This is a genomic window from Jeongeupia naejangsanensis (genome assembly GCF_016865585.1).
Classification (GTDB): domain Bacteria; phylum Pseudomonadota; class Gammaproteobacteria; order Burkholderiales; family Chitinibacteraceae; genus Jeongeupia; species Jeongeupia naejangsanensis.
Window position 1 is genome coordinate 47,052 of sequence record NZ_JAESND010000006.1, and the last position, 15,112, is coordinate 62,163.

Here is a 15,112-nt window from a genome sequence, read left to right on the forward strand (position 1 = left end):
TTTCCGTCAGTCCGATGATCGTCCGCCCGCCGCAACACTGGTTTTTCATGGTTTTCACTTGGCGGGGGTCGGTGCTCTCGTCGATCCTGCCGCGACTCGCGCTGAATCTGGCTTTTGCGCTGCTGGTGGTCGTGCTGCACGGCTGGGTCGAAGGTTTCGGCCTGCGGCTGTCGATCGGTCCGTTCAGCCTGATGGGGATCGCGCTGGCGATCTTCCTCGGCTTCCGCAACAACACCAGCTACGACCGGTTCTGGGAGGCACGCAAGCTGTGCGGCGGCGTACTGGTGCAGACCCGCTCGCTGCTGCGGCAGGCGATCACGATGACCGGCCGGACGCCGGACGACCCGCGCATCGTGCAGTTCGCCGCGCTGCTGCAGGCGTTCGCCTTTGCGCTGAAGCACCAGTTGCGCCAGACCGATCCGCGCGACGATCTGGTGCGCCTGTTGCCACCCGAGACGGCAGCACGGCTGGCGGCCGCACAGTTCGTCCCGGCAATGGTGCTGCGGGAGCTGGGCCTGTGGCTGGCGGAAGAGCGAGCGGCAGGGCGGCTGAACGACATCCTGTGGCAGTCGATGGATGCCAATCTCGACAAGCTGTCGGACATCCTCGGCAGCTGCGAACGCATTGCCAGCACGCCCTTGCCGTATGCATACAGCGTGCTGCTGCACCGGACGATCTACCTGTACTGCTCGCTGCTGCCGCTGGGGCTGGTCGACAGCATCGGCTTGCTGACGCCGCTGATCTCGGTCTTCGTCGCCTACACCTTCATGGCGCTGGAGTCGATTGCCGGCGAGCTGGAAACGCCGTTCGGCACCGAACCCAACGATCTGGCGCTGGACGCCATCTGCCGCACGGTCGAGCGGACCCTGCTCGAAATGACCGATGCCGCCCGATTGCCACCGGCGTTGGAGCCCGACTCCCAGTACATTCTGACGTGAGTATTGTGGTGTATTGACAGCCCTGAGACTGGAGACGAAAGGGGCTGTTGCCAGACCGTATCGATGTGGCCGCGTTCACAAAATTATCGCGTGGCGCCGCGCGCAGACCGCGTATGCTGGCCCCGCGTTGTTTTGGGCAAGCGGCGCCGATGGGAGCGCCCGCGGGAAGCAGCACTTGAAACGCAAGGTCGGATTCTTTTTCAGCGTGGGCCTGTTGCGGCTGCTGGCGTGTTTGCCGTACGGCGTCGTCGCGCGCATCGGCCACGCGCTCGGCTTGCTGCTGTATCGATTGCCGACGTCGCGCAAGCGCGTGGTGCATGTGAACCTGCGTTTGTGTTTTCCGGACATGGACGACGCCGAGCGCGAGGTACTGGCCAGGGCGCATATCTGCCAGGTGATCCGCAGCTACCTCGAGCGCGGTTTCCAGTGGTTCGGCGACGCGCGGAAGATGGCGCAACTGATCGAACTCGACAGCGCCATCGACCTGCACGATCCCGCAGCACCGCCGACCATCTTCATGGGCTTCCACTTCGTGGCGATCGAAGCAGGCTCGATGCGCTACTCGTCGCGCCATCCGGTGGCCTCGCTGTACACGCCGATGTCGAACCGCGATTTTGACGGTCTGGCCCGGACCCAGCGGGGCCGCTTCGGCGCCGAGATGATCTCCCGTGCCGACAGCGCCCGCGCCTCGCTCGAGTGCCTGCGTCGTGGCGTGCCGGTGATGCTGGCCGCGGACATGGACTTCGGCGTGACGAACTCGGCTTTCGTGCCGTTTTTCGGCGTTCAGGCTTGCACGCTGACGTCGGTGTCGCGTTTGGCCAAGTTGAGCGGCGCGCGCGTCGTGCCCTTCGTTACCGAGGTTTTGCCCGATTTCCGTGGCTACAAGCTGAACATCTTCGCGCCGCTGGCGGACTATCCCAGCGGGGATGCGGTGGCCGATGCGCGGACGATGAATGCGTTTCTGGAAACGCAGGTCCGGCGCCTGCCCGAGCAGTACTACTGGGTGCACAAGCGCTTCAAGCACCGGCCCGAAGGCGAAGCGCCGGTGTACTGACACCCGGCATGAAAAACGGCACCCGAGGGTGCCGTTTTTCATGGACTCGCTCAGATCACAACTTTTCGTACAGCGGCAGCGTCAGGAACTCGGCGAAGTCGTCGCTGGTGCTCATGGTTTCGAAGATCTGTGCCGCTTGCGCATACGGCGTGGCACTGAAGACCGCATCGCCGTGTTCGGCGCGGATCGCGTCGAGCACTTCCGGAATCATGCCGCGCACCATGTCGGCGGTCACCTTGCGGCCGTCGTCGAGTACGCCCTTCGGCGTGCGGATCCACTGCCAGACCTGCGAGCGACTGATTTCGGCCGTCGCCGCGTCTTCCATCAGGTTGTGGATCGGCACGCAGCCGTTGCCGGCGAGCCAGGAGCCGAGGTACTGGATGCCGACGTCGATGTTCATCCGCAGGCCTGCCTCGGTAATCGGCGCTTCGGGCTGGAAGTTCAGCAGGTCAGCGGCGGTGACCGCGACATCCGGGCGCTGCTTGTCGAACTGGTTTGGTCGCTCGCCCAGGACCTTGACCCATTCTTCCATCGCGATCGGCACCAGCCCCGGGTGGGCGACCCAGCCGCCGTCGAAGCCGTCGCCGGCATCACGGGTCTTGTCGGCACGCACAGCGGCCATTGCCTTGTCGTTGGCCTCAGGGTCGTTCTTGATCGGGATCAGCGCGCTCATGCCGCCGATCGCCGGCGCGCCGCGCTTGTGGCAGGTCTTGACCAGGTTCAGCGCGTAGGCGCGCATGAAGGGCACGGTCATGGTGATCTGGGCGCGGTTGGCCAGACAGAAGTCGCGGTCGGTCTTGAATTTCTTGATGCAGCTGAAGATGTAGTCCCAGCGGCCGGCGTTGAGTCCGGCCGAGTGGTTGCGCAGCTCGTAGAGGATTTCTTCCATCTCGAACGCGGCGAGGATGGTCTCGATCAGCACCGTGGCCTTGATCGTGCCCTGCGGCAGGCCGAGTTCGTCCTGCGCCAGCACGAAGGTGTCGTTCCACAGTCGCGCTTCGAGGTGCGACTCCATCTTCGGCAGGTAGAAGTAGGGTGCGGTGCCGCGGGCAAGCTGTTCCTTGGCGTTGTGGAACAGGAACAGCGCGAAGTCGAACAGCCCGCCCGAGACGCGTGATCCGTCGACGGTGACGTGCTTTTCATCGAGGTGCCAGCCGCGCGGGCGGACGATCAGCGTGGCGATCTTCGGGTTGAGCCTGTACTCCTTGCCGGCCTCGTTGCGGAAGGCGAGCGTGCGGCGCACCGCCTGCTTGAGGTTGATCTGGCCCTGGATCTGGTTGGACCAGTTCGGCGTGTTCGAATCCTCGAAGTCGGTCATGTAGCTGTCCGCGCCCGAGTTCAGCGCGTTGATGATCATCTTTTTTTCGACCGGACCGGTGATTTCGACGCGGCGCAGCGCGATGTCGGCCGGGATTGGCGCGATCTGCCATTCGCCGGCGCGGATGTGCGCGGTTTCGGCGAGGAAGTCCGGGCGCTTGCCGGCGTCGAGTTCCTGCTGGCGCAGCACGCGCCGCCCCAGCAGTTCCTGCCGCCGGCCTTCGAAGGCGCGGTGGAGTCTGGCAACGAAGGCCAGCGCTTCCGGCGTCAGGATGGCGGCGAAATCGTCGGAAATCGGGGCGTGGATCTGGACGCCTTGTGGCAGTGAACTCATTGCGTGCTCCTCGAACGGGAATCATTGGATGTGTGTTGCAGTGCACCCAGTCTAGACGCGGCCATGGCCACAAAAAAGCCCTAGAATGCGATAGCTTCTTTTACTTTCAAGTACATAATGGACGCGCTCAAACAGCTCCAGACGTTCATCGCGGTGGTCAATCTCGGCAGCCTTTCGGCGGCGGCGCGGGATGAAGGTGTGGTGCCGGCAGTGATCGGCCGGCGGCTCGATGCGCTCGAGGAGCGTCTCGGTGCCCGGCTGCTGGTGCGCACGACCCGGCGCGTTACGCTGACGCAGGAAGGCAGCGCGTTCTTCGAGGACGGCCAGCGCATCGTCGCCGAACTCGAAGAGGCCGAGGCGGCGGTCGCTTCGGGCAGCGCGCGGGTACGCGGCCATCTGCGCGTGACGGCACCGGCCGGTTTCGGCCGCCGCCACGTGGCGCCGCACATCGCGACGTTCCAGCGCGAACACCCGGATCTGAAGGTCACGCTGGACCTGTCGGACCGGCTGGTCGATCTGGCGGGGGAGCGCGTCGACTGTGCGATCCGGATCAGCGAGCTGGCCGACTCGAACCATGTTGCGGTACGGCTGGCCGAAAACCGCCGGGTCGTCGTCGCATCGCCGAGTTATCTGGCCGAACGCGGCATTCCGAAAACACCGGCCGATCTGGAGCGCTTCGATTGCCTGTCACTCGGCGCCAGCCAGAGCCGTGGCTGGACCTTTCGCGTCGACGGCAAGCTGAGCAACTGGCGAGTGCAGGGCGTGCTCGAATGCAATGACGGTGCGGTGCTGCACGAATGGGCGCTGAAGGGCTACGGGCTGGCGTGGCGTTCGCTGTGGGAGGTGCGCAGCGACGTCGGCGAGGGACGGCTGGTGACCGTGCTGGACGCGTACTCGGCCCCCGATTACCCGGTGTATGCGGTGATGCCGCAGCGCAAGCATCTGCCGCAGCGGGTGCGGCGCTTCATCGATCATCTGAAAACGGTCTACGCCGTGCCGGGCTACTGGGACTGAAAGCGCGCCCAACTGGTAGGCTTGGGGCATGGCGCCGCTGGCGCCCATCGGCCACCAAGAGGACACGCCATGCCGCACCTGAGTCTGGAATACACGCAAAACCTCGTCGATTACGATGCACCGCAAGCCCTGCGCATCCTGGGGCAGGTGATGTTCGATTCGGGATTGTTTGGCGAAGCCGACATCAAGAGCCGCGCCTACCGGCTGGACGATCATCTGGTGGGTACCGGCGATACCGGTACCGCCTTTCTGCATGTGCAGGTGTCCTTGCTCTGCGGACGGACCGACGCGCAGAAACAGGCGCTGGGTGCGCGGATCGCTGCTGCGCTGAAATCGACGCTGCCGGCGGTGAATGGACCGGTCCAGTTGACGGTCGACGTCCGCGACATGAACCGCGACTGCTACGCCAAGGAAGTGCTGCCGGGTTGAAACCGCCGGCATCGCAATGAAAAAACCGCACGGCGGGTAGCGTGCGGTTTTTTTCTGGCTGCCATCGGCAGACCGGTGGACGGTGTGGGAGGAGTAGGCACCGTTCCGGCCGCCAACCGTGCCCCTTGATCATGTCGGGCACGGTCTAGCCTCGTGTTTCTGCGTTCAGTGGAACTGTTCTTCCTCGGTCGACCCGGTCAGCGCGGTCGTGCTTGACTGGCCCTGCTGGATCACCTGGGTGACCGAGTCGAAGTAGCCGGTACCGACTTCGCGCTGGTGCTTGACCGCGGTGAAGCCACGGTCGGCGGCGGCGAATTCGGCCTGCTGAAGTTCGACGAAGGCGCTCATGCCGGTACGGGCATAGCCGTGCGCCAGATTGAACATGCCGTAGTTCAGTGCATGGAAGCCGGCCAGCGTGATGAACTGGAACTTGTAGCCCATCGCACCGAGTTCTTTCTGGAACTTGGCAATCGTCGCGTCGTCGAGGTTCTTCTTCCAGTTGAAGCTCGGCGAACAGTTGTACGCCAGCATCTTTCCCGGGAACCTGGCGTGGATCGCCGCGGCGAAGGCGCGCGCGTATTCGAGATCCGGCTTGCCGGTCTCGCACCAGATCAGGTCGGCGTACGGGGCGTAGGCGAGGCCACGCGAAATCGCCTGTTCGAGACCCGGCTTGGTCCGGTAGAAGCCTTCCGGCGTGCGCTCGCCGGTGCAGAACGGCTTGTCGTTGTCGTCGACGTCGCTGGTCAGCAGGTCGGCGGCTTCGGCGTCGGTGCGGGCGACCAGAAGGGTCGGCACACCCATGACGTCGGCAGCCAGTCGGGCTGCGGCGAGCTTTTCGACGGCTTCACGCGTCGGCACCAGTACCTTGCCGCCCATGTGGCCGCATTTCTTCACCGAGGCGAGCTGGTCTTCGAAGTGCACGCCGGCAGCGCCGGCTTCGATCATGCCCTTCATCAGCTCGAAGGCGTTCAGTACGCCACCGAAACCGGCTTCGGCATCGGCGACGATCGGCGCGTAATAATCGATGCTGTCGTCGCCTTCAGCGTGGCTGATCTGGTCGGCACGCTGGAAGGTGTTGTTGATGCGACGCACGACGGCCGGGACCGAGTTGGCCGGATACAGCGACTGGTCCGGATACATTTCACCGGCGATGTTGGCGTCGGCGGCAACCTGCCAGCCCGACAGGTAGATCGCCTTCAGGCCGGCCTTGACCTGCTGCATCGCCTGATTGCCGGTCAATGCGCCGAGCGCGTGCACGTACGGCGTTTCGTTCAGCAGCTTCCAGAGTTTTTCCGAACCGCGACGCGCCAGCGTATGTTCGATTTGTAGTGAACCGCGCAACCTTTCAACATCGGCCGCGCTGTAAGTGCGCTGGATGCCTTTCCAGCGTGGGTTTTCCGCCCATTCCTTCTCGAGTTGTGCGATGCGCTCTTCCCGTGTAGTCATCTCTCTCTCCCGCGTGGTGACTGGCGTTTCCGCCGAAAACAAAAGAAATTCAAGCACAAAACTTCTGCAGCGCAACATGATTTTGCGGTGCACCAATTGAGTGTAGTCCGATGGTTTTGACTACATATTGGGATTTGCCCGTATCAACCCGATCGCATCGCCGTTTGACTATTTTTCTGTGCCCAAAATGCTTGAAAATACCGGCGCAGGCCCTATATAGCGGGACAGTCATATTGGATGTTCAGGAGTACGGAACCGATGTCGCAAGAAAACGAAAAACAGCCTTTGAACCCGACCGAAACCGAGCAGGACGCCGCCGTCGCGCAGAACGACGTGCAGGGTTCCGATATGGAGGCGCAGTTGTCGGCCGCGCTGGCCGACCTCGACCGTGCCCGTCAGGACGTGCTGTACGCCAAGGCCGAAATGGACAACGTCCGTCGTCGTGCTGCCGAAGAGAACGACAAGGCGCGCAAGTTCGCGGTGGAAAAATTCGCGCGTGAACTGTTGTCGGTGAAGGACGCGATGGAAATGGCGTTGCTCGACCAGTCCGGCAACTTCGAGGCGCTGAAAACCGGTGTCGATCTGACCCACAAGGCGCTGGTGTCGGCGTTCGAGAAGTTCGAGCTCGTGGAAGTGGCGCCGGTAGCCGGCGACAAGCTGGACCCGAACCTGCATCAGGCGATTTCGATGGAGCCGGCAAAGCAGGAGCCGAACAGCATCGTGCGCGTGCTGCAAAAGGGTTACACCCTGTCCGGCCGCGTGTTGCGCCCGGCGATGGTCATCGTCGCCGCAGCCTGAGTCGGCAGGGCCGACCCACGACCGGGGGTTGCACGACCACCGCTAGGCCATCGCCAGACCGGTACTGGCTGTCGGGGCGTGACGTGACGACCGTATCGGCCGCCGCACGGCCCGATGCGCTGAGGGGCGTGGCGGATCGACAACGGCTATCGCCCCTCCGGACGGCACTCTTGAAAAGTCGGTCGGCATCCCCACTTGGCTAGCAAGGTTATTCATATCGACGGTTTCGCCAAGGCGGAACCCACTTATTGGAAGGAAACGAAACATGGCAAAAATCATTGGTATTGACCTGGGCACCACCAACTCCTGCGTGGCTGTGTTTGAAAACGGCCAGCCGAAGGTGATCGAGAACGCCGAAGGCACTCGCACCACACCGTCGATCATCGCCTATCAGGAAGACGGCGAGATCCTCGTCGGTGCGCCGGCCAAGCGTCAGGCCGTGACCAACCCGAAGAACACGCTGTATGCGGTGAAGCGCCTGATCGGCCGCAAGTTCACCGACAAGGAAGTGCAGAAGGACATCGACCTGATGCCGTTCGGCATCGTCAAGGCTGACAACGGCGACGCCTGGGTGTCGGTGCGCGACAAGAAGATGGCGCCGCCGCAGATCAGCGCCGAAGTGCTGCGCAAGATGAAGAAGACGGCCGAAGACTACCTCGGCGAAGAAGTGACCGAGGCCGTGATCACGGTGCCGGCCTACTTCAACGACAGCCAGCGTCAGGCCACCAAGGATGCCGGTCGCATCGCCGGTCTGGAAGTGAAGCGCATCATCAACGAACCGACCGCTGCCGCACTGGCGTTCGGCCTCGACAAGCACGAGAAGGGTGACAGCAAGATCGCCGTATACGACCTTGGCGGCGGTACGTTCGACATCTCGATCATCGAAATCGCCGATGTCGATGGCGACAAGCAGTTCGAAGTGCTCGCGACCAACGGCGACACCTTCCTTGGCGGTGAAGACTTCGACCAGCGCCTGATCGACTACATCATCGGCGAGTTCAAGAAAGAACAGGGCATCGACCTGAAGCAGGACGTGATGGCGCTGCAGCGGCTGAAGGAAGCTGCCGAGAAGGCCAAGATCGAACTGTCGTCGGCAGCGCAGACCGAAATCAACCTGCCGTACGTGACGATGGACGCAACCGGTCCGAAGCACCTGGTGCTGAAGATCACCCGCGCCAAGTTCGAATCGCTGGTCGACGACCTGATCGAGCGCTCGATCGAGCCGTGCCGTATCGCGCTGAAGGATGCCGGTCTCAAGGTGTCGGACATCGATGACGTGATCCTCGTCGGCGGCCAGACCCGCATGCCGAAGGTGATGGAAAAGGTCAAAGAGTTCTTCGGCAAGGAAGCACGCCGCGACGTGAACCCGGACGAGGCCGTGGCCGTCGGTGCCGCGCTGCAAGGTTCGGTGCTGTCGGGTGACCGCAAGGACGTGCTGCTGCTGGACGTGACCCCGCTGTCGCTGGGCATCGAAACGCTGGGCGGCATCATGACCAAGCTGATCCAGAAGAACACCACGATTCCGACCAAGGCATCGCAGACGTTCTCGACCGCCGACGACAACCAGAACGCGGTGACCATCCATGTTCTGCAGGGCGAGCGTGAAAAGGCGGCAGCGAACAAGAGCCTCGGCCAGTTCAACCTGTCGGACATCCCGCCGGCGCCGCGTGGCACGCCGCAGATCGAAGTCACCTTCGACATCGACGCCAACGGCATCCTGCACGTGTCGGCCAAGGACAAGGCGACCGGCAAGGAGAACAAGATCAAGATCCAGGCATCGTCGGGTCTGTCGGAAGACGAGATCAACCGCATGGTCAAGGATGCCGAGCTGAACGCGGAAGAGGACAAGAAACTGTCCGAACTCGTCGGCGCACGCAACCAGGGCGACGCGATGATCCACTCGGTGAAGAAGTCGCTGGGCGAATTCGGCGACAAGATCTCGGCCGAGGAAAAGACCGCGATCGAAACCGCGATCAAGGAACTGGAAGAAGTCGTGTCCGGTGACGACAAGGAAGTGATCGAAGCCAAGACCAACGCGCTGATGCAGGCAAGCCACAAGCTGGCCGAGCAGATGTACGCGCAGCAGGGCGGTGACGCCGGCGCGGCTGGCGCACAGGCTGCCGGCGACGACAAGAAGGATGACGGCAACGTCGTTGATGCCGAATTCACCGAAGTGAAAGACAGCAAGTAATCTGGTCTCGGTATTGGAAAAGGCACACGGCGCGCATGGCGGGCCGGTGCCTTTTTGCTTAGGTGGAATCCATGTCAAAAAAAGATTTTTACGATGTGCTCGGGGTCAATCGTGATGCCTCCGACGACGACATCAAGAAGGCGTATCGCAAGCTGGCGATGAAGTACCATCCGGACCGCAATCCGGACAGCAAGGAAGCCGAAGAGAAGTTCAAGGAGGCCAAGGAGGCCTACGAGATCCTCTCCGAGCCGCAGAAACGCGCCGCGTACGACCAGTACGGCCACGCCGGGGTCGACCCGCAGGCCGGGATGGGCGGCGGTTTCGGTGGCGGTGCCGGCGGCTTTGCCGATGCGTTCTCCGACATCTTCGGCGACATTTTCGGCGGCGGTCAGCGTGGTGGTGGCGGGCGTTCGAACGTCTATCGCGGTGCCGACCTGCGTTACAACATGGAAATCTCGCTCGAAGAAGCCGCGCGCGGCGTCGAGAAGCAGATCAAGATCCCGTCGCACGACGAATGCGAGCTGTGTCACGGCAGCGGCGCCAAGCCGGGTACCGAGGCCAAGACCTGCCATACCTGCGGCGGTGCCGGCCAGGTGCGCGTGTCGCAGGGCTTCTTCAGCATCCAGCAGACGTGCCCGACCTGCCACGGCAGCGGCCGCTACATTCCGGATCCGTGCCGCAACTGTCACGGCACCGGCCGGGTGCAGTCGAACAAGACGCTGGCGGTGAAGATTCCGGCCGGCGTCGACGAGGGCGACCGCATCCGCCTGTCCGGCGAAGGCGAGCCGGGCGTCAACGGCGGCCCGCCGGGCGATCTGTACGTCGTGGTGCACCTGAAGGCGCACAGCGTGTTCGAACGCGAAGGCAACGACCTGCACTGCGAAATGCCGATTAGCATTACCGTGGCGGCGCTGGGTGGCGAGATCGAAATTCCGACGCTGGACAACAAGGCGCGGATCTCGATTCCGGCCGGCACGCAGACCGGGCAGGTGTTCCGCTTGCGCGGCAAGGGCATCAAGGGCGTGCGCAGCGCGATCACCGGTGACCTGATGTGCCACGTCGTCCTCGAGACGCCGGTGAGCCTGACCAGTCGCCAGAAGGAACTGCTCAAGGAGTTCGAGGAGATCAGCCAGGGCGAGCCGGGCAAGCACAATCCGCGTGCCAAGTCCTTCATGGACAAGGTGAAGGATTTCTTTTCCTGAGGCAGGTTGCTCCTGATGCAAAAAACCCCGCTTAGCCGGGGTTTTTTGTTGTTCCGGCGGCAGCGACGCAATTGCGTCCGGCATGCTTGGCCCGGTAGAGCGCGTGGTCGGCATCGGGCAGCAGGGTACTGAGCGACGGCATGGCAATCCCGGCGCTGGCGATGCCGATGCTGACGGTGGCGCGCAGCGGTACCGCAGCCTCGGATGAAAGCGCATGCTGACCGAACTGGGCGCGGATCCGTTCGGCAATCTGCCAGGCGTTGTCCTGACCGCAATTGGGCAGAACGACAACAAACTCCTCGCCACCGATGCGGCCGAACACGTCGGTATCGCGCAGCATGCCGTGGACGATGCGGGCAAACTCGCGCAGGACACGGTCGCCGGTGGCATGACCGTGCTGGTCATTCACCGATTTAAAGTGGTCGATATCGAGCATTAGTACCGATACCGGTTGCCGGGCGTCGTGGAGCTGCCGCATCAGCATATCGGCACGCTCCATGAGCCCGCCGCGATTGAGTGCATCGGTGAGCGGATCGTGGGACGCGAGATGCTGCAGCTGCTTGAGCAGCGCGTTGCGTGCCCCCATGACGCTCGCGACCATCAGCGGCGCCAGCGCGATCAGGGCGATGGCGATGCGAAGCGCCAACAGCGTGTGCAGGTCGGACGTGGCGGCGCCGAGGCTCATCTGGCCGGTCGAGATGCTGAGCATCATGGCAATGCCGTACATCGACGTGAGCAGGCTGGTGGTGAACAGGCTGTAGCTGATCGCGCACCAGAGCAGCGCAGGAATCGGATAGGCAATCGAGCCCGAATCGTTGAGTCTGATTGCGATCATGACGCTGGCGACGAAGACCGCCGCCGGCATCCACTTCGCCATCGTCGGCCAGCGTATCAATCGGGCGCGGCCCGGTGACGAGGCGCGCCAGGTCGGCAGGGCAAGGATCACCGGCACGATCGCGAGCGCGTTGGCCAGTTCGGCCGAGAACCAGTACGAGAACCCGGCCTCGGCGCTGCCGTGAAACAGGACCGGATTGATGACGCTGCCGACGGCGCCTTCGGCCAGGGCGCCGGCGACGATGATCAGTACCAGATAGACGATGGATTCGGGGCGGCGCAGCAGGCGGATTTCCTCGCGCTGCGTCTGATAGATCAGCAGTCCGACCAGAACGAAGGCGAAGTTGCCCGCCGTCAGGAGCAGCGACTTGGTCCAGGTGCTGCCGGTCAGCAGATCGGCGGCAACAAACCCTGCAAGTGCGCCAAGCCAGGATGGCCACCTTGCGGTGCGGGGGTGGCGGACGAAAACGCCCAGCAGGACGGCATTGGCCGGCCAGAATGCCGCGAGCAAACCCATGGGCCGGGTAATGATGCCCAGCAGGGCCATGCCGAAGGTCAGCAAGCCGATCAGCAGCGCGTTGGACAGCGCATGGTGGACGGGCCAGCCAGTGCGTTGATCGTGCAGCGTGCTTTTCGTCGTCATGGCGAAGATGGGCGCAAGAGGTACTGCATTAATTCAACGCGAGCCGGCGCGGCTTGGGAAGGTTTTTTTGGTTTCGGCGCGTCGAATGTACAAAAGCCGTCCTGAAGACGGCTTTTGTCGGATGCGGCTTTATTGGCCGCGGCCTTACTTGATCAGGCGGATATTGAACGGCAGTACGCAGGGCTGGCCGTTGCTGGCCTTGACGGCGCCGATGATGCAGAAGATCAATTGGGCAATCACCATGATGCCGATCAGCAAAAAGCCGACGAGCACGATGGTGAGGACCTGGCCAATCAGCGTCAGCAGCAGCATCGTGATCGCCCAGTTCAGCGCTTCCTTGCTGTGCTCCTGCAGGAAGGCATCGTCCTTCTTCAGCAGATAAACGATCAGCGCCGGCACGAAGCTGAAGAAGATCGTGCCGATCCAGACCAGGACGGCAAAAGTCTGGCTGTTCTTGTCGGTGGCACCGGTCGGGCGGGGGAAGTCGTTCATGGCGGTCTCCTTTTAGTTAGGGGCGAAATGACGATGCCCCGCGGGCGGGGCATCGTCAGGATCGTCACTGCTCGCGTCAGCGTGTCAGTGTACCGGTCGGCGAAATCATCGTCAGCTCGACAAAGTTGCTGCCGCTGCGTTTCTTGTCGCCGAAATCGATGGTGAAACCGCCAAGATCATAGTGCTTGAGCGAGGTGAGCCCGTTGTAGACCGCGGAGCGCGTCGGGCTCTTGCCGGCACGCTTGAGGGCTTCAACGACGAGGCGTGCCGACAGATAACCTTCCATGACGGCGTACGACGGCGTGCTGCCGTCACGCAGCACGGCACCGGCATCCTGCTGGAATTCGCGTACGAAGCGCAGCTGCTCGTTGCGCGGATAGGGCAGGACTTCGGAAATGCCCAGGCCATGCGCGTTTTTCTTGCCGACGGTCTGGATGACTTCCTCGAACTGGATCGGCGACAGGCCGTACAGCTGGGCGGTGCCGCCGGCGGTGCGGAACTGTTTGACGAACGTGGCGGCCGGTTTGGACACGGTGATCAGGACGACGGCTTCCGGGTTGATCTTGGCCAGTTCCTTGGCGGCCTTGCTGGTATCACCGTTGCTGCGGTCGTACCAGGCTTCGCCGGCGAGGGTCAGGTTGTATTTGGCGAGCGTATCCTTCAGCGCGTTGTAGCCCGCCTGACCGTAGCCGTCCTGCTGCGCGATGACGCCGATCCGGGTCACGCCGAGATTGCCTGCGAGCAGCTTGACGATGCGCTCGACTTCCTGGCGGTAGCTGGCGCGGGTATGGAATACGAACGGGCTGCTGCTCGATGTGCGCAGGACGTCGGCACCCGAATGCACGCCGACGAGCGGAATGCCGGCGTTGTCGAGCAGCTTGGTTTTTTCGAGCTCGGCCATGGTCGCGGTGCCGTAGTACGACACCAGCGCGATTGCGCCTTCCTTGTCGATCAGCTCGCGCGTATTGGCGATGGTCCGTTTCGGATCGTAGCCATCGTCGCGGACGACGTGGTTGATCGGTTCGCCGTTGATGCCGCCCGTGGCATTGACGCGCGAGAAGTACAGCGAGGCGCCCAGCGCCAGCGCCCTGCCGGTGTTGGCGACGAGGCCGGTGGTCGGTACCGACTGGCCGATGACGATATCGGCCTGGGCGAGCGGGGACAGCACCAGTGCCGCTCCCAGCAGAAACTTGCGCAACACGGCGATCTCCTCATTTTGATGTCGGCCCATCTTAAATTAGCGCGTGCTGCCAGACAAACCGGGGTAGCCGGGGCATCGACATGGCGCAACATAGCCGACTTGACGCGATGTTATAGTGACGTCATCGACAACCCAGACAGCGGATGGCGCCCATGCGGCGAGGCGTTTACGCAGGCAGTTTTGATCCGGTGACCAATGGTCATTTGTGGATGATCGAGCACGGTGTTCAGCTCTTCGACGAGATGATCATCGCGATCGGTGAAAATCCGGACAAGCGTTACACCTTCTCGCAGGACGAGCGGGTGGCCATGCTGCGCGAAACCACCGCGCACCTGACCAATCTTCGGGTGGAGACCTTCGAGAACCGCTTTCTGGTCGACTATGCGCGCGAGGAAGGCGCGCATTACATCCTTCGTGGCATTCGCGAGGCTGCCGATTACGAGTTCGAGCGCAAGATGCGCTATGTGAACGCCGATCTGGCACCGCATATCGACACCATCTTCCTGATGCCGCCACGCGAGATTGCCGAAATCAGCTCGACCATGGTCAAGGGGCTGGTCGGGCCGCAAGGCTGGGAGGGCGTGGTGCGCCAGTACGTCCCCACGGCGGTGTTCGAACGTCTGCTGCACTGGCAGGCGCAGGGCTGAGGACTGCCCGGTAGGTAGGCTAGGTGCACTGCCGCATTGGGGGTGTAAGGTGACGACTGGTATTGCCGCCCGGTAGGCGACCTGCGGGGAATCAACTGTAGAAATCTTTTGTTTTTTGCGGGTTTTGCCGTTGTTCGGGTGAGATGGCGACGCTTTGAAGTAAGTTTGCGTGTGCCGATGGGGCGACGGTACGCCGACCAACGTCGTCGGCTTGCTCCGTCCATCCGGACTGGTATCGGCGTACGGCACTTGAGGGAGACGGTGGGGTCAAAGCAGGACCTCAACAAGGAGGACTGCAATAATGCGTACTCTTTCCAAGTGGATCGCCTTTTTACTCGCCAGTCTGTTCTCGGCTGCGGCGTTTGCCGCAATGGTCGCGCCCAATGACATTCCGACCAGCGATCATGGTTCGGGTCTGGATCAGATCAACTGGCTGCAAAAGCAGGCCGGGCCGGGCAGCAACGCTGGCGGCGGAGGTCGTGGCGGTGGTGGCGGCATGTGACGGGGTGTCGTTACTGTTGAAGACAAGGCGGCCATGTGCCGCCTTTTGCACGTCCGGCGATGCCGGTGCA

The 15,112-nt window shown here is 62.8% G+C and carries 14 protein-coding genes; 9 read left to right on the plus strand and 5 right to left on the minus strand.

All coding sequences use genetic code 11. The features are described 5' to 3' along the window. The first annotated feature begins 14 nt into the window (after positions 1 to 14). Both JMJ54_RS12415 and JMJ54_RS12420 read left to right on the plus strand, forming a co-directional pair. Positions 15 to 938, plus strand: coding sequence for a bestrophin family protein (locus tag JMJ54_RS12415; protein WP_203538878.1), 924 nt, complete (start codon positions 15 to 17; stop codon positions 936 to 938). A gap of 175 nt (positions 939 to 1,113) precedes the next feature. After that, positions 1,114 to 1,992, plus strand: coding sequence for a lipid A biosynthesis lauroyl acyltransferase (locus JMJ54_RS12420; RefSeq protein ID WP_203538879.1), 879 nt, complete (start codon positions 1,114 to 1,116; stop codon positions 1,990 to 1,992). A 55-nt stretch (positions 1,993 to 2,047) separates the two neighbouring features. On the opposite strand, the gene aceB is transcribed toward JMJ54_RS12420, so the two are convergent. Then, entirely contained in the window at positions 2,048 to 3,643 is a 1,596-nt protein-coding gene (gene aceB, locus JMJ54_RS12425; RefSeq protein WP_203538880.1) for a malate synthase A, read from the minus strand. A gap of 117 nt (positions 3,644 to 3,760) precedes the next feature. On the opposite strand from aceB, the gene JMJ54_RS12430 reads away from it, so the two are divergent. Then, complete coding sequence (locus JMJ54_RS12430) at positions 3,761 to 4,657, plus strand: LysR family transcriptional regulator (RefSeq protein WP_203538881.1); 897 nt, start codon at positions 3,761 to 3,763, stop codon at positions 4,655 to 4,657. A 69-nt stretch (positions 4,658 to 4,726) separates the two neighbouring features. After that, on the plus strand, positions 4,727 to 5,086 hold the full coding sequence (locus JMJ54_RS12435) for a 5-carboxymethyl-2-hydroxymuconate Delta-isomerase (RefSeq protein ID WP_203538882.1): 360 nt from the start codon (positions 4,727 to 4,729) through the stop codon (positions 5,084 to 5,086). Between the two features lie 165 nt (positions 5,087 to 5,251). Here JMJ54_RS12435 and aceA read toward each other — a convergent pair whose 3' ends face one another. After that, entirely contained in the window at positions 5,252 to 6,532 is a 1,281-nt protein-coding gene (gene aceA, locus JMJ54_RS12440) for an isocitrate lyase (protein WP_189461322.1), read from the minus strand. A gap of 258 nt (positions 6,533 to 6,790) precedes the next feature. Here aceA and grpE point away from each other — a divergent pair, with 258 nt between their 5' ends. The 3 genes from grpE to dnaJ all read left to right on the plus strand — a co-directional run bounded on the left by grpE (position 6,791) and on the right by dnaJ (position 10,723). Beyond that, positions 6,791 to 7,330: a nucleotide exchange factor GrpE gene (grpE, locus tag JMJ54_RS12445; RefSeq protein ID WP_203538883.1), complete on the plus strand. Its 540-nt coding sequence runs from the start codon at positions 6,791 to 6,793 to the stop codon at positions 7,328 to 7,330. A 265-nt stretch (positions 7,331 to 7,595) separates the two neighbouring features. Next, positions 7,596 to 9,521: a molecular chaperone DnaK gene (gene dnaK, locus JMJ54_RS12450; RefSeq protein ID WP_203538884.1), complete on the plus strand. Its 1,926-nt coding sequence runs from the start codon at positions 7,596 to 7,598 to the stop codon at positions 9,519 to 9,521. Between the two features lie 71 nt (positions 9,522 to 9,592). Next, the gene (dnaJ, locus tag JMJ54_RS12455) at positions 9,593 to 10,723 is read left to right on the plus strand and encodes a molecular chaperone DnaJ (RefSeq protein WP_203538885.1); all 1,131 of its coding nucleotides are present in this window, start codon (positions 9,593 to 9,595) and stop codon (positions 10,721 to 10,723) included. Between the two features lie 31 nt (positions 10,724 to 10,754). Here dnaJ and JMJ54_RS12460 read toward each other — a convergent pair whose 3' ends face one another. The 3 genes from JMJ54_RS12460 to JMJ54_RS12470 form a co-directional block, all read right to left on the minus strand. Next, entirely contained in the window at positions 10,755 to 12,200 is a 1,446-nt protein-coding gene (locus tag JMJ54_RS12460) for a GGDEF domain-containing protein (protein ID WP_203538886.1), read from the minus strand. Positions 12,201 to 12,344: 144 nt separating this feature from the next. Further along, the gene (locus tag JMJ54_RS12465) at positions 12,345 to 12,692 is read right to left on the minus strand and encodes a DUF4870 domain-containing protein (RefSeq protein WP_203538887.1); all 348 of its coding nucleotides are present in this window, start codon (positions 12,690 to 12,692) and stop codon (positions 12,345 to 12,347) included. A gap of 76 nt (positions 12,693 to 12,768) precedes the next feature. Further along, positions 12,769 to 13,893, minus strand: coding sequence for an ABC transporter substrate-binding protein (locus JMJ54_RS12470; RefSeq protein ID WP_203538888.1), 1,125 nt, complete (start codon positions 13,891 to 13,893; stop codon positions 12,769 to 12,771). Positions 13,894 to 14,045: 152 nt separating this feature from the next. On the opposite strand from JMJ54_RS12470, the gene coaD reads away from it, so the two are divergent. Both coaD and JMJ54_RS12480 read left to right on the plus strand, forming a co-directional pair. Beyond that, a complete protein-coding gene (gene coaD / locus JMJ54_RS12475; protein ID WP_203538889.1) occupies positions 14,046 to 14,540 on the plus strand; it encodes a pantetheine-phosphate adenylyltransferase in 495 nt (164 codons plus the stop codon). 301 nt (positions 14,541 to 14,841) lie between these two features. Continuing rightward, positions 14,842 to 15,042, plus strand: coding sequence for a hypothetical protein (locus JMJ54_RS12480; protein ID WP_203538890.1), 201 nt, complete (start codon positions 14,842 to 14,844; stop codon positions 15,040 to 15,042). Positions 15,043 to 15,112 lie beyond the last annotated feature (70 nt).